The sequence below is a fragment of the Oryzihumus leptocrescens genome, assembly GCF_006716205.1.
GTDB lineage: Bacteria > Actinomycetota > Actinomycetes > Actinomycetales > Dermatophilaceae > Oryzihumus > Oryzihumus leptocrescens.
This window is the reverse complement of the sequence record NZ_VFOQ01000001.1, coordinates 1,930,560-1,944,869: the sequence shown is the minus strand read 5'-3', so window position 1 is coordinate 1,944,869 and position 14,310 is coordinate 1,930,560. Positions and strand designations below refer to the sequence as shown.

The following is a 14,310-nucleotide window of genomic DNA, read 5'->3' as shown; positions in this document are numbered from 1 at the left end:
TCAACGTGCGGGTGCCCGGACAGGCGCGTGGCCGGCATACCTGGTGGGTATGCCGGCCACGCGTGGCGGTGCGGGGGTCAGGCCGGGACGCTGGCCACGCCCGGGGGCAGGAAGCGCTGGCCGGTGACCTTCTCGGCGACGCCGGTGCGGTCCAGCAGCGGGGTCAGGCCGCCGTTCCAGAAGGAGAACCCGGCGCCGGTGATCATGGCCAGGTCGATGTCCTGCGGGCCGGCGGCGACGCCCTCGTCGAGCATGAGGCGGGCCTCCTCGGCGAGGACGGAGAGCACCCGCTCGCGGACCTGCTCGGTGGTGAGCACGACCGGGTCGGCCGGCTTCTCGAACAGCGCCTCGACCTCGGGGTCGACGACCGGCTTGCCCTCGGGCCAGATGTAGATGGCCGGCTTCTTCGCCTCGACGATGCGGCGCAGGTTCTCCGAGACGTAGAAGCGCTCGGGGAAGGCCCGGGCCAGGGTCTCGTTGTTGTGCAGCGCGATCGCCGGGCCGACGAGCCCGAGCAGGATGAACGGCGGCATCGGCGCGAGCCCGGCGAAGGCCCGGTCGGCCACCTCGATCGGGGTGCCCTCGTCGACGACCTTGGCGACCTCGCCCATGAAGCGGCCGAGGAGGCGGTTGACGATGAACGAGGGGGAGTCCTTGACCAGGATCGTCGTCTTCTTCAGCGCCTTGCCGGTGGCGAAGGCCGTCGCGAGCGTGGCGTCGTCGGTCGCCTCGCCCTTGACGATCTCCAGCAGCGGCATGACCGCGACCGGGTTGAAGAAGTGGAAGCCCACGACCCGCTCGGGGTTCTTCAGGTCCCGGGCCATCTCGGTGATCGACAGGGAGGAGGTGTTGGTCGCGAGGACCGCCTCGGGGGAGACCACGGCCTCGACCTCGGCGAAGACCTGCTTCTTGACCGACATCTCCTCGAAGACGGCCTCGATGACGAACTCGGCGTCGGCGAAGCCCTCCTTGCTCGTCGACCCGGTGATGAGGGCCTTGAGGCGGTTGGCCTTGTCGTGGCCGATCCGACCCCTGCCGAGCAGCTTGTCGACCTCGGCGTGCACGTAGCCGACGCCCTTGTCCACGCGCTCCTGGTCGAGGTCGGTCATGACGACCGGCACCTCGAGGCGCTGGATGAACAGCAGCGCGAGCTGGCTGGCCATGAGACCGGCGCCGACGATGCCGACCTTGGTGACCTTGCGCGCCAGGGACTTGTCCGGGGCACCCACCGGGCGCTTGGCCCGCTTCTGGGTCAGGTCGAAGGAGTACAGGCCCGCGCGCAGCTCCTCGCCCATGATGAGGTCGGCCAGCGTCTGGTCCTCGGCGGCGAACGCCTCGTCGCGGCGCGCGGTGCGGGCCTGCGAGACCAGCTCGAGGGCGCGGTACGGCGCGGGCGCCGCGCCACCGGTCTTGAGGTCGGCGAAGCCCTTGGCCGCGGCGATGGCGGCCTCCCACTTCTGCTCGTCGCGGTCGACCTCGGGTCGCTGCACGGTCACCTTGCCGGTGATGACGTCGGCCGCCCAGGCGAGGGAGTCCTCGAGGAAGGTGACCGGCTCGAACATCACGTCGGCGGCGCCGAGCTCGAAGGCCTGCGGGCCCTTGAGCATGCGGTTCATGTTGAGCGAGTTCTCGACGATGACCTTGAGGGCCTTCTCGACGCCGATGAGGTTGGGGAGCTTGAAGCAGCCGCCCCAGCCGGGGACGAGGCCGAGGAAGCACTCGGGCAGCGCCCAGATCGGCACGCCCGAGGAGATCGTGCGGTAGTCGCAGGACAGCCCGATCTCCACGCCGCCGCCGAGCGCCGCCCCGTTGGTGAACGCGAACGTCGGGACCGGCAGGTCCTCGAGCTTGGCGAAGGTCTCGTGGCCGAGGCGGCCGATGAGCAGCGCCTGGTCGTGCCCGGTGAGGTGGGAGACGCCCTTGAGGTCGGCGCCGACGGCGAAGATGAACGGCTTGCCGGTGACACCCACGCCGACGATCTCGCCGGCCTCGGCGCGGACCTTCAGTGCGTCCAGGGCCTTCGACAGGCCGACGAGCGTGGCCGGGCCGAGGGTGTTGGGCTTGGTGTGGTCGAAGCCGTTGTCCAGCGTGATGAGGGCGAAGGTGCCCGCGCCGCCGGGCAGGTCGATGTCGCGGACCCGCGTGTGGGTGATGACCTCGTCGGGGAAGACCGCGGAGAAGTCGATGTCGGTGGCAGTCATCAGGCTGCGTCCTCCTTGCCGTAGTCGGCGTGGTGCGGGTTCTCCCAGATGACCGCGCCGCCCATGCCGATGCCGATGCACATCGCGGTGAGGCCGTAGCGGACCTCGGGGTGCTCCTCGAACTGGCGGGCGAGCTGGGTCATCAGGCGCACGCCGGAGCTGGCGAGCGGGTGGCCGGTGGCGATGGCGCCGCCGTACTGGTTGACACGCGGGTCGTCGTCGGCGATGCCGAAGTGGTCGAGGAACGCGAGCACCTGCACCGCGAACGCCTCGTTGAGCTCGAACAGGCCGATGTCCTCGATGGTCAGGCCGGCCTGCTTGAGGGCCTTCTCCGTCGCCGGGACCGGACCGATGCCCATGACCTCGGGCTCGACACCCACGAAGGAGTAGCCGACCAGGCGCATCCGCACCGGCAGGCCGAGCTCCCGGGCGGCCTCCTCGGAGGCGAGGATGCACGCGGTGGCACCGTCGTTGAGGCCGGCGCTGTTGCCGGCGGTGACCCGGCCGTGCGGGCGGAAGGGGGTCTTCAGGCCGGTGAGGTTGTCGATCGTGGTGCCGGGGCGCGGCGGCTCGTCGACCGTGGCCAGACCCCAGCCGAGCTCCTCGTGGCGAGTGGCCACGGGCACCAGGTCGCGCTGGATCTTGTTGTTGGCGTAAGCCTTCTCGAGCTTGTTCTGGCTGCCGACGGCAAAGGCGTCGGAGCGCTCCTTGGTCAGCTGCGGGAAGCGGTCGTGCAGGTTCTCCGCGGTGGAGCCCATGACCAGCGCGGAGGGGTCGACCAGCTTCTCGGCGACGATGCGCGGGTTGGGGTCGACGCCCTCACCCATGGGGTGGCGGCCCATGTGCTCGACGCCACCGGCGATGGCGACCTCGTAGGAGCCGAAGGCGATGCTGGAGGCGGTGTTGGTCACCGCGGTCATGGCGCCGGCGCACATGCGGTCCACCGAGTAGCCCGGGGTGGTCTTCGGCAGGCCGGACAGGAGGCCGGCCACGCGCCCGAGGGTCAGGCCCTGGTCGCCGATCTGCGTGGTGGCCGCGAGGGCCACCTCCTCCACGCGCTCCGGCGGGAGGTCGGGGTTGCGGCGGAGCAGCTCGCGGATGCAGTGGATGACGAGGTCGTCGGCGCGCGTCTGGGCGTAGATGCCCTTCTCGCCGGCCTTGCCGAACGGCGTACGGACGCCATCGACGAAGACGACCTCACGCAGTGTGCGGGGCACGGGTGCCTCCCTGGGAGCGGGGTCTGGTCAACCCGGGGGTGTGTCCCCCGGTCACCGCCGATGCTACTCGCGAGTAACAACCGTTGACACCGGCCCTGCCGGGTGAGAGCCGTCACGCCGTGGCGTCGTCGTCCCTGACGTCGTCCTTGGGATGCGCGGCGATGGCCGCCTCGATGATCGGCACGGCGATGTCGCACTGCCACCGCCGGGCGCCGAGCGCCGTCAGCGCCTCGCGCAGCGACGCCTCGGTCGCCGGCTCCGGAGGGGTCCACAGCACCCGGCGCAGGGAGTCGGGGGACAGGACGTTCTCCACCGGCACGGAGTGCTCGTGGGCGAACTCGGCCATCGCGGCCCGGGCGTCGGCCAGGCGGGCGGCCGCGACCGGGTCACGGTCGGCCCAGGACCGCGCCGGCGGCGGGCCGTCGGCCTTGAGGGTCAGCAGCGGCAGGTCGTGGTCGGGGATCCGCTTGGCCTTGGCGACCGCACCCAGCCAGGTGCGGGAGTTGCGTCGGGCCAGCCGGCCGGGGTGGCCGTTGGGCAGCTCCTCGGCCGTGGCCGGGGCGCTCAGCGCGACCTCGATCAAGGCGGCGTCGGGCAGCACGCGACCGGGGGAGACGTCGCGCTCGACCGCCATGGCGTCGCGCTCCTGCCACAGCTCGCGCACGATCGCGGCGGTGCGGCGGTTGCGGACCTTGTGCATGCCCGACGTGCGCCGCCAGGGGTCCACCCGGGGCGGGGGGCCGGTGAAGCGGGTGAGGGCGTCGAACTCCTCCATCGCCCAGCCGGTCTTGCCCTGGGCCTCCAGGTCGGCGGCGACGTGGTCGCGGACCTCCACGAGCACTTCGACGTCGAGGGCGGCGTAGAGCAGCCACGGCTCCGGCAGCGGCCGGGTGGACCAGTCGACGGCGGAGTGCTCCTTGGCCAGGCTCAGCCCGAGGTAGTGCTCCACGACGGCGGCGAGGCCCACGCGGGGCAGGCCGACCAGCCGGGCGCCGAGCTCGGTGTCGAACAGCCGGGTCGGTCGCAGCCCCACCTCGGCCAGGCAGGGCAGGTCCTGGGTGGCGGCGTGCAGCACCCACTCGACGTTTGCGATCGCCTCGGCGACGGGCGAGAGGTCGGGGCAGGCGATCGGGTCGATCAGCCACGTGCCTGAGCCCTTCCGGCGCAGCTGGACGAGGTAGGCCCGCTGGCCGTAGCGGTAGCCCGAGGCACGCTCGGCGTCGATCGCCAGCGGGCCGGAGCCATCCGCGAGGGCCCGGGCCGCCTCGACCAGCCGGCGCTCGTCGACCACCACGTCGGGGACCCCGTCGGCGGGCTGCTCCAGGGGCGTCAGGACGGGTTCGGTGACGTCGTCGGTGACGTCCTCGACGGGCTCGGTGGATCCGGTGTTCACGTCCCCAACCTAGGCGATGGGCTCATCGGCGCTGCGCAGGCAGCGCCACGACACCCTCGGGCAGCGGTGGCAGGCCGGCCACCGTGCACAGCAGGTCGGCCCACGCCTGCAGGTGGGTGCCGAGGGCGTCGTCCGTCGGCGTCCAGGAGGCTCGCACCTCCATCTCGACGCTGGCCCGGCGGTCCGCGAGGCCGGCGAAGCTCTCCGACACCACGCGGGTCACCGTCCCGGCCTCGGCGGTGTGGTGGGCGCCGCGCCCGTCGAGGGCGTCGACCAGCCAGGACCAGCCGACGGCCCCCAGCATGGGGTCGTTGGCGAGCTCGGCCTCGAGCTCGGCCCGGGCGAAGGTCACCGCCCGCCAGGGCCCGCCCCACGGCTCCGGCTCCGACGGGTCGTGCAGCAGCACGAACCGGCCGGAGGCCAGCTCCTCGTCGGCGCGCTGGGAGACGACCTCGGCGGTGAGGGCCACGGCATACGGGGCGATCCGCTGGGGTGCGGGCACCTCGGTGAGACGCACCTCCGGGCGCATCCGCGCGTCGCGCAGCTCCTGGAGCGCGCGTGTGAACTCAACCGGGCTGTCACCGGGGAGACCTCGACCACCCACACCATGAGGGTAAGCCGATCGGGGGTGGACGTGACCCGCGGCGCGCCGGGATACGGTGCGGCGATGCTGGCGTTGTTGGCCCTGGCCTCGAGTGCGGTGTGGGGCACGTCCGACTTCTTCGCGGGGCTGCGCTCCCGCAGCCTGGCCGCGCCGGCGGTGGTGGGGGTCTCCCAGGCGTGCGCGTTCGTCGCGCTCAGCGTGGTCGTGCTGGTGCGGCTGCCCGACCTGTCCTTCCACGGCTGGCCCGGGTGGGCGCTCGCCGCCGGGCTCTCGGGCACCCTCGGGCTCGTGAGCTTCTACGCCGCGCTGGGCTCGGGGACCATGGGGGTCGTCGCCCCGATCTCCTCCCTCGGCGCCGTCGTCCCGGTGGTGCTCGGCCTGCTGGGCGGCGAGCAGCCGGCGGCGCTGGCCTGGGCCGGCATGGCGGTGGCGGTGCTCGGCGCCGCGCTGGCCTCCGGCCCCGAGCTCAGCGGCGCCGTGCCGCCCCGCCCGGTGGTCCTGGCGTGCCTGGCTGCGGTCGGGTTCGGCCTCGCGCTGTACTGCCTCGACCGGGGCGCGCGCGTCTCGCTGCTGGACACCCTGTGGGGGATGCGCCTGGTCAGCGTGCTGCTGTTCGGGACCGCTGCCCTCGCCCTGCGCAGCGTGGCCGGCACCCGGCGCCGCGACGTGCCGGCCCTGGCAGCCATCGGCCTGGGCGACGTCACTGCCAACGGCCTGTTCGCCTTCGCCTCCTCGCGCGGGCTGGTCAGCGTCGCCAGCGTGCTCGGCTCCCTCTACCCCGTGGTGACCGTGGTCTGGGCGCGGTATCTGCTGCACGAGCGGCTGCGGTGGGTACAGCTGGCCGGGGTCGCCCTCACCGTCCTCGGCGTCGTCGGGATGACCGTGCCGGTCTGAGCGGTGCCGGTGCCTGTGCGGGCGGTGGCGGGCGGACGGTGGGTGGCCGCCACGAGGTGACGGAGGGGCTGCTGCTGCGTGGGAGGATTCACGGGTGACTGACGCCCCCACGCCCCTGCTCGACAGCCCCCTGGTCCGCGCCGCCCGCCGGCAGTCCGTGCCGCACACCCCGGTGTGGTTCATGCGCCAGGCCGGCCGGTCGCTGCCGGAGTACCGCGCCGTGCGCGAGGGCGTGGGCATGCTGGAGTCCTGCCGCCGGCCCGACCTCGTCACCGAGATCACGCTGCAGCCCGTGCGCCGCCACGGGGTGGACGCCGCGATCTTCTTCAGCGACATCGTCGTGCCGCTCGCGGCCGTGGGCGTCGACCTCGACATCGTCGCCGGGGTGGGCCCCGTCGTGGCCAAGCCGGTGCGCACCCGCGCCGACCTCGACCGGCTGCCGGAGCTGACCCCCGAGCACGTCCCCTACATCACCGAGGCGGTGCGCCTGCTCGTGGCCGAGCTCGGCGACACCCCGCTGATCGGGTTCGCCGGGGCGCCGTTCACCCTGGCGTCCTACCTCGTCGAGGGCGGGCCGTCGAAGAACCACGAGCACACCAAGGCGCTGATGTACGGCGACCCGCAGCTCTGGCACGACCTGTGCGCCCGGCTGGCGCAGATCTCCGGGGAGTTCCTGCGGGTGCAGGCCGCGGCGGGCGCGTCGGCGGTGCAGCTGTTCGACTCGTGGGTCGGCGCGCTGCCGCGGACGGACTACGAGCGGTTCGTCCAGCCGCACTCCGCAGCGGCGCTCGCGGCCGTGTCCGGCCTGGACGTGCCGAAGATCCACTTCGGGGTCGGGACCGGCGAGCTGCTCGCCTCGATGGGGGCCGCCGGGGCGGACGTCGTCGGGGTCGACTTCCGGGTCTCACTCACCGATGCGGTCGCCCGCCTCGGAGACCGGTATGCCGTGCAGGGCAACCTCGACCCGGCGCTGCTGTTCGCGCCGTGGGAGGCCCTGGAGGCCAAGGTCCGCTCGATCGTGGAGGAGGGGAAGGCGGCACCCGGGCACATCTTCAACCTCGGCCACGGGGTGCTGCCCTCGACCGACCCCGACGTGCTGACCCGCGTCGTCGAGCTGGTGCACGAGGTGTCCGCGCGCTGACGCGGGTGCGACGCGCCCGTCAGCGCGGGCGACGACCCGGCACACCGGGGGGAGCAGGCGCACGTCCGGCACGCACCGTCCGGCACGCACGTCCGGCACGCGCCTGTCGGCGCCGGGCCCTACGGTCGGGTCATGAGCGAGCTCTACCCCTACGGCCTGGCTGCCCGGCGCTACCGCGAGGTCCTCGAGGAGGACTTCGCCCGCCTGCGGTCGGTGGCCCCGCGTGCCCTGGACCGCCCGGTGCCCGAGTGCGAGGGATGGGTCGGGGCGGACGTGCTGCGGCACACCGCGCTGGTCTACCTGCACAAGGTCGAGACGATGCGGCGCGGCGACTGGCCCGACCCGTGGCCCCCGGAGGGGATCGAGGAGGCCGAGCCGCTCGGGCTCATCGTCGACGCCCACGGGCAGCTGGTGGCCGAGCTCGACGCGCGCGACCCGGCCGAGCACGCCCGGACCTGGTGGCCGCCGGACCAGAGCGTCGGGTTCTGGGTGCGGCGCATGGCGCACGAGACCTCGGTGCACCGCCGCGACGTCGAGAGCGCGGCCGGTGAGGGCACACCGATCGCGGCGGACCTCGCCGTCGACGGGGTCGACGAGGTGCTGACGATCATGCTCGCGGGCGACTGGAGCGACGCCCCGGTGGGGACCGCCAGCGGGGCCGCCGTGGTGGTGTCCAGCGGCGGCCACGACTGGGAGGTCACCCTCGGGCCGGGCCACGTCGACGTCCTGCGGGGCGCGACCGGTGGGGCCGTCGCCACCGTCGCGGGTGAGCCCTCGGAGGTGCTGCTGTGGCTGTGGGGTCGCGGTCCGCGCCCGGCCGTCTCGGGTGAGGAGGCCATGGTCACGGAGCTCCGGGAGCGGCTGGCGCTGGCGACGCGGTGACTCCGGCCTGACGGCGGCGCAGCCAGCGCCAGAGCGGCCACCCGACGAGGCCGACCAGGGCCGCGAACGGCAGGAGCGCACCCACGACGGTGAGCACCGCGGTGACCGACGTCTGGAAGGCGTGCCAGCCCTGGCGCAGACCGGCCAGGAAGCCGGTGTCGTCCACCGTGGCCGCGACGACCGCCGGCGTGCTGAGCGTGACCGTCACGGTCGAGCGGTCCACGCTGCCCTTGAGCGCGGCCAGCTGGGCCTGCAGCGACTCCAGGTCGGCCTCCCGGCGGCTCAGCTCGGACTCCAGCGAGACGACCTGGCCGATGTTTGTCGCCTGGGCGAGGAGTGCGCGCACCCGGTCCAGGCTCGCCTGCATCGTCTTGACCCGGCTCGCGGTGTCGACGTACTGGTCGGTGACGTCCTGGCTGGTCGTGCTGCGGGACAGGACCGTGCCGACGCGGGCGAGCTGGTCGGTCGTGGCGTCGAGCCGGTCGGCCGGGACGGACAACGTGATCGTGCCGAAGCCGTTGAACGCCTGGCTGGGGGTGGCGCCGTTCAGGGGCTGGGGGCCACCATCCCTGCCGAGCTGCTCGTTGAGCACGAACCCGTCGACCCCCTCGGCCACCGCCCGCACCGCGCTCGCGGCGACGGCGACGTCCTTGACCTGGATGGCCAGGCTCGCGGTCCGGGTGATCTTGCGCTCCGCGGCCACCACCTGCGTGACCGCCTGCGAGCCGGGCGAAGACGCGCCCGGGGCCGCTGGCGCCTTCTGGTCGCCGGAGACGGACGAGCCACCGACCTGCGACGAGGCGCCGGCCGCGCCTGACATGGAGTTGGCCGAGGAGCTGCAGCCGGCCAGGGCGGCGACGAGGAGCGCCCCGGCGACGGCGGCCACGCGGGCGCGCCGGGTCCGGGTGCGGGGCGAGCGGTGCAGCAGAGGTGCGGTGTGCGGGTCCAGTGCGGTGCGTGGGTCCATGGCGGGCCTCCGGGGTGGTGGTCGGTCGGGCTGCCGTACGTGCCAGTTGGAGGCCCCGGCCCGGACGGGAGTTCCTGACCCACGGTTTCGATCCGGTCACGGGGCTGAGAGGCTGCGGCCATGGCGAGCACCAGGGTGGCCGTGGTCGGTGGCGGGATCAGCGGGCTGGCGGCGGCATGGCAGCTGGTCCACGACCTGCCCGGTGCCGAGGTGGTCGTGCTGGACGCGTCCGACCGTCCCGGGGGCAAGCTGCGCTCGGCCGTCGTCGGCGGGGTGCGGATCGACGTGGGCGCCGAGTCGATGCTGGCGCGTCGGCCCGAGGGCCTGGACCTGGCCACCGAGATCGGTCTGGCCGGAGCGCTGGCCCACCCCGCCACCACCCGCGCCAGTGTCTGGTCGCGCGGCGCCTTGCACCCCATGCCCGGCGGCACCCTCATGGGGGTGCCGGCCAACCCGGCGGCGGCGCTCGGGCTGCTCGACGCCGAGGAGATCGCGCGGGACGAGCAGGAGCGCGACCTGCCCGTGACGCCGCTGACCCAGGACGTGTCGGTCGGGGACTACGTCGCCGAGCGGGTCGGGCCGGCGGTCGTCGACCGCCTGGTCGAGCCGCTGCTCGGTGGCGTGTATGCCGGGCACGCCCGCCTGCTGTCCCTGCAGGCCACGGTCCCTGCGCTGTGGCAGGCTGCGGTGCGGGGTGAGCCCCTGACGGTGGCGGCGGAACGGGCCGCGTCAGCAGCGGCCGCCAACGGCACCCCGGTCTTCGCCGGCCTGCGCGGCGGGATGGCGACACTGGCCGAGTCGCTGCACGCCGCCCTCGTCGCCCGGGGTGTGCGCGTCGTCAGCGACACCATCGTCCGGTCGCTGGAGCGCACGCCCGGTGGCTGGCGCCTGGTCACCGGGCCGGTGCCCGCCCCGGTGGCGCTGGACGTGGACGCGGTCGTCCTGTCGGTGCCCGCGGCCCCTGCCGCCAGGCTTCTCGCCCCGCACAGCGCGCCCGCGTCGACCGAGCTGGCCGGGGTCGACTACGCGTCCATGGCGATCGTCAGCCTGGTCCTGCCTCGGGCCGGGATGCCGCCGATGCCCGGCTCGGGTTTCCTCGTGCCCCCGGTCGAGGGGCGCACGATCAAGGCGTCGACCTTCAGCAGCGCCAAGTGGGGCTGGGTGGCCGAGGCGGCCGGTGACCTCGTGGTGCTGCGCGCCTCGATCGGCCGCCACGGCGAGGAGGCGGACCTCCAGCGGGCCGACCAGGACCTGGTTGCGGTGGCCCGCAAGGAGGTCGGCGAGGCGCTCGGTGGCCGGCTGCCGGCGCCGGTCGACGCACACGTCCAGCGGTGGGGCGGCGCGCTGCCGCAGTACGCCGTCGGCCACGTCGAGCGCGTGGCCCGGATCGGTGAGGCGGTGGCGGGCCTGCCGGGGCTGGAAGTCGCCGGCGCGGCATACCAGGGGGTGGGCATCCCGGCCTGTATCGCCTCCGGGCGGGGGGCGGCGCTCGCCGTCGCCACCCACCTGCAGGACCGGGTCACCGGCGGGGGAGAATGAGGCCCATGAGCCCGAAGCCCAGCGCCAGCCAGATCCGCGAGATCAACGACTCCATCCGCTACGCGATGTGGTCGGTCTTCAAGGTCAGCGCCCCGTTGCCGGAGGACCGGGCCAAGCTCGCCGCCGAGGTCGAGGCGCTCTTCGCCGAGGTCGCCGAACAGGGCGTGGTGGTGCGCGGCGTCTACGACGTGGCCGGGCTGCGCGCCGACGCGGACTTCATGGTGTGGTGGCACTCGGAGCGGATCGAGGACGTGCAGTCGGCCTACCACCGGCTGCGGCGCACCGAGCTCGGGCGGCACCTGGCCCCGGTGTGGTCGGTGGCTGCGCTGCACCGCCCGGCCGAGTTCAACAAGGGCCACATCCCGGCGTTCATGGCCGGAGAGGACCCCAAACGCTACATCTGCGTCTACCCGTTCGTGCGCTCCTACGACTGGTACCTCCTGGAGGACAAGGAGCGCCGCGACATGCTCGTCGAGCACGGGATGATGGCCCGCGAGTACCCCGACGTGCGGGCGAACACGATCGCGTCGTTCGCGCTGAACGACTACGAGTGGGTGCTGGCCTTCGAGGCCGACGAGCTGCACCGGATCGTCGACCTCATGCGCGAGCTGCGCGCCGCCAAGGCCCGGCTGCACGTGCGCGAGGAGGTGCCGTTCTTCACCGGCCCCCGCGTCGAGGTCGCCGACCTGCTGGCCACGCTGCCCTGACCCTCGCCTGGCTCACAGCGCCCACCCTCCCTTGGGGACGGTGGGCGCTGCCGTCTGCCGGTATGCCGCGTGGCCGGCTCGGTCGAGCTCGGTCCGGTCCGCTGGGCCTGCGCTCTGAGCCGCTGCGGTCCTGAGGGGCACGTGTGGCCGGCACGGCTTGAGGCTGGCGCGGTCTGACGTACCCTCCCGGGCTCCCGTCGCCCCTTTGCGCTGGCCGCCCCTCCGCGTCGACCGTGCGCATGGGCGGAGTGCTGTCAGTGATCGAATATATGTTCGAATCATGCATCAGGGGGATCGTCACCAGGGGGCCGTGGCCAGCGGGTCCGGTGGCGTGCCCGCGGCGCGGTCGGGATCGCCTGGCGGTGCGGGGTCGGCAGGTGCTGCGTCGGGTGGTGCGGCGGCGGTGTCGTTCGCGGACCGGTTCGCCGTGGTGGATGCGGCGGCGGAGGCGTTGACCCGGCTGGACCAGGTGGTGCACCAGTGCCAGGGGTCGGACCTGGGCCCGGCGATGGGTCGGCTGGATGTGTTGCGGCGGTTGGTGGAGGCGGCCCAGGTCTCGGTGCTGGCCGAGGGCCTGGAGCGGGGCGAGGTGGCCTCCTCGACATGTGCGACGGCGGCGGGGTGGGTGTTGGAGTGGGCGCCGTCCTACCGGGCCGGTGGCGCGGGTGACCTGGTCAAGGTCGCGCAGGCGTGCATCGGGATGCCGGTGGGGGCGCGGGCGGCGCACGTCCTGGACCACGGGTCGGTGCGGCGGCTGCGCTCGTGCGTGCTGGCCGGCCGGGTCGGGGTGCGCTGCGCGGCGGTCGCGCTGACCGAGATGCACAAGCTCGGCCCGCGGCTGACCCCGGCGGCGCTGCCCACGGTCTGGGAGGGGTTCCTGCAGGTCGCCGGGGAGGCGGGCCCGCGGGAGGTGCGGGGTTTGCGGGAGCGGATCATCGCCACCTACGGGCGCCAGGGCGAGTTCCAGGTCCGCCAGGACCGGCTCAGGCACGGGGTGTCGTTGTCGGCGGGGCGGGCCGATGACGGGATGGTGGAGTACCAGCTGCGCCTGGACCCCGAGGGGGCGAGCGTGTTGGAGGCCGCGATCGGTCCGTTGTCCGCGCCGAACCCCGTCGACGGTCTCTCCGACCTGCGCCCCTCGGACCAGCGGCGCGGCGACGCCCTGGTGGAGGCGTGCCGGCGCTCGACGGCGGCGGGGGTGAGGCGCCGGCGCAGACCAAGGCACAGGTCTTCGTGACCATGGACTTCCAGGACCTCAAGGACGCCTGCGGGTCCGGGACGGTGCTGGGCAACGGCAGCGCGCTGGGCAATGGCACGCTGCTGGGCCCGGAGACGGTGCGGAGGATCGCCTGCGACGCGGCGGTCATCCCCGTCGTCCTCGGCAGCCAGGGCGAGGTCCTCGACCTCGGCCGCACAAGAAGGCTTTTCACCCCGGCCCAGCTGAAGCACCTGTGGTTACGCGACGGCGGCTGCACCATCCCGGGCTGCAACGCGCCGCCGTGGTGGTGCGACGGTCACCACGTCACCCACTGGGCCAACGGCGGGGCCACCGACGTGTCCAACGCGGCCCTGTTGTGCGGGCGGCACCACACGATCGTGCACCAGCGCGGCTGGACCGCGACCCGTCACCGCGACCGGGGTCACCTGGCACACCTGAGGCCCCCGCCCAGCACCCGGCCCGAGCGGGCCGGGCCGGCGGCATGCCCAGGTGGACGCAGCCGCACGGGGCGTGCGGGTCATCTCGCGGGGGTGCGCCGCCGGACCCAACCTGCTGCCCGGTGTCCGGGTGCCACTGGTCTGTGGCCGGTGGCATGGCTGGTTATCGTCGGGCGGCAATCGGACCGAGGAGCATCGAGTGGACCGCACGAGCGTCGTCGAGGTGGGTGGCATTGCACAGTTCATCCGAGAGATAGGACCAGATGAGGGCGCTTCGCCGCCGCTGGTGGTCATTCACGGCGGGCCGGACTGGGACCACACCTACCTGCTGCCGGGCCTCATGCCGGTTTCCCTGCACCGTCACGTGATCCTGTTCGACATGCGCGGCTGTGGCCGCAGTACTCGTGGTCTGGGCCCAGACGGTTACCAACCTGAGTTCGTGGTGGAGGATCTCTCGCAGCTGATCCAGGCCCTCGGTCACCACACCGTTGACCTGCTCGGCTTTTCCACCGGCGGTCAGGTAGCGCAGTTGTTCGTCGAGTCCCATCGCAGGCTCGTTCGACGGCTGATCCTTGCGTCCACCACCGCATATGCCGGCGGGGACCACTACCTCGTCGGTTGGCAGGAATACGAGCGCAGACTGCAGATTCGGGCCCCGCGGCCGGCCTGGGCGGAGTGTCGACACGGTGAGGGCGACAGGGGCGTCCGTGGAACGGTGCAATGGGCCCTTGACGCGGCTCCCATCGCGATTTGGGACCTTGACCGCTTGGATGAGTACTTGGCGCTGCTGGAAGGAGTGACCTTCTCCGGCGAATGGCTGGGGCCATTCCGTGAAGGCCGCCTACACGCCTGGCGGCCGACCAACCCAGAGCAAGCCCTGCGTGATTTCGTCGGGCCCATCCTCATCCTGCACGGCGCACAGGACATGGGGTTTCCCGTGCAGGTGGCACAGCGACTGCATGCTGCGGTTCCGGCCACGTCCCTCCGGGTCCTCGACCAAGCGGGCCACATGGCCCATTTCGACCAGCCACAGGCCTGGTCGTCGGCGGTGCTTGACTTCCTCGGCGGGTGACGGGCATACGTCGGCCCAGCGGGCAAGGGCGTCTGTC

At 73.3% G+C, this 14,310-nt stretch carries 13 protein-coding genes; 8 read left to right on the top strand and 5 right to left on the bottom strand.

Annotated elements, in window-relative coordinates:
- Nucleotides 1–77: 77 nt before the first annotated feature.
- The 4 genes from FB474_RS09150 to FB474_RS09135 form a co-directional block, all read right to left on the bottom strand.
- On the bottom strand, nucleotides 78–2,201 hold the full coding sequence (locus tag FB474_RS09150; RefSeq protein WP_141788359.1) for a 3-hydroxyacyl-CoA dehydrogenase NAD-binding domain-containing protein: 2,124 nt from the start codon (nucleotides 2,199–2,201) through the stop codon (nucleotides 78–80).
- Nucleotides 2,201–3,418 (bottom strand): thiolase family protein, encoded by a 1,218-nt coding sequence (locus FB474_RS09145; RefSeq protein WP_141788358.1) that lies wholly within the window; start codon nucleotides 3,416–3,418, stop codon nucleotides 2,201–2,203. The genes FB474_RS09150 and FB474_RS09145 overlap by 1 nt, the downstream gene beginning before the upstream one ends.
- Before the next feature lie 112 nt (nucleotides 3,419–3,530).
- On the bottom strand, nucleotides 3,531–4,811 hold the full coding sequence (locus tag FB474_RS09140) for an HRDC domain-containing protein (protein ID WP_141788357.1): 1,281 nt from the start codon (nucleotides 4,809–4,811) through the stop codon (nucleotides 3,531–3,533).
- Between the two features lie 22 nt (nucleotides 4,812–4,833).
- Nucleotides 4,834–5,415 carry a DUF3000 domain-containing protein gene (locus FB474_RS09135; protein ID WP_141788356.1) on the bottom strand — a complete coding sequence of 194 codons (582 nt, stop codon included), beginning with the start codon at nucleotides 5,413–5,415 and terminating at the stop codon, nucleotides 4,834–4,836.
- A gap of 63 nt (nucleotides 5,416–5,478) precedes the next feature.
- On the opposite strand from FB474_RS09135, the gene FB474_RS09130 reads away from it, so the two are divergent.
- From FB474_RS09130 to FB474_RS09120, 3 genes are all read left to right on the top strand, one after another.
- Complete coding sequence (locus FB474_RS09130; protein WP_141788355.1) at nucleotides 5,479–6,309, top strand: DMT family transporter; 831 nt, start codon at nucleotides 5,479–5,481, stop codon at nucleotides 6,307–6,309.
- 94 nt (nucleotides 6,310–6,403) lie between these two features.
- The gene (hemE, locus tag FB474_RS09125; RefSeq protein WP_141788354.1) at nucleotides 6,404–7,450 is read left to right on the top strand and encodes a uroporphyrinogen decarboxylase; all 1,047 of its coding nucleotides are present in this window, start codon (nucleotides 6,404–6,406) and stop codon (nucleotides 7,448–7,450) included.
- Nucleotides 7,451–7,582: 132 nt separating this feature from the next.
- Nucleotides 7,583–8,332, top strand: coding sequence for a maleylpyruvate isomerase family mycothiol-dependent enzyme (locus FB474_RS09120; RefSeq protein WP_141788353.1), 750 nt, complete (start codon nucleotides 7,583–7,585; stop codon nucleotides 8,330–8,332).
- Here FB474_RS09120 and FB474_RS09115 read toward each other — a convergent pair.
- Entirely contained in the window at nucleotides 8,292–9,299 is a 1,008-nt protein-coding gene (locus FB474_RS09115) for a DUF4349 domain-containing protein (protein ID WP_141788352.1), read from the bottom strand. The two genes, FB474_RS09120 and FB474_RS09115, sit on opposite strands and share 41 nt — an antisense overlap.
- A 120-nt stretch (nucleotides 9,300–9,419) precedes the next feature.
- Between FB474_RS09115 and hemG the strand changes: the two genes are divergently transcribed.
- The 5 genes from hemG to FB474_RS09090 all read left to right on the top strand — a co-directional run bounded on the left by hemG (nucleotide 9,420) and on the right by FB474_RS09090 (nucleotide 14,273).
- Complete coding sequence (gene hemG / locus FB474_RS09110; protein ID WP_141788351.1) at nucleotides 9,420–10,838, top strand: protoporphyrinogen oxidase; 1,419 nt, start codon at nucleotides 9,420–9,422, stop codon at nucleotides 10,836–10,838.
- A 5-nt stretch (nucleotides 10,839–10,843) separates the two neighbouring features.
- Nucleotides 10,844–11,545 (top strand): hydrogen peroxide-dependent heme synthase, encoded by a 702-nt coding sequence (hemQ, locus tag FB474_RS09105; RefSeq protein WP_141788350.1) that lies wholly within the window; start codon nucleotides 10,844–10,846, stop codon nucleotides 11,543–11,545.
- 403 nt (nucleotides 11,546–11,948) lie between these two features.
- Nucleotides 11,949–12,782: a DUF222 domain-containing protein gene (locus tag FB474_RS09100; protein ID WP_185746103.1), complete on the top strand. Its 834-nt coding sequence runs from the start codon at nucleotides 11,949–11,951 to the stop codon at nucleotides 12,780–12,782.
- 2 nt (nucleotides 12,783–12,784) lie between these two features.
- Entirely contained in the window at nucleotides 12,785–13,468 is a 684-nt protein-coding gene (locus FB474_RS21415) for an HNH endonuclease signature motif containing protein (protein WP_342778141.1), read from the top strand.
- Entirely contained in the window at nucleotides 13,401–14,273 is an 873-nt protein-coding gene (locus FB474_RS09090) for an alpha/beta fold hydrolase (RefSeq protein ID WP_185746102.1), read from the top strand. Before FB474_RS21415 ends, FB474_RS09090 begins: the two co-directional genes overlap by 68 nt.
- Nucleotides 14,274–14,310 lie beyond the last annotated feature (37 nt).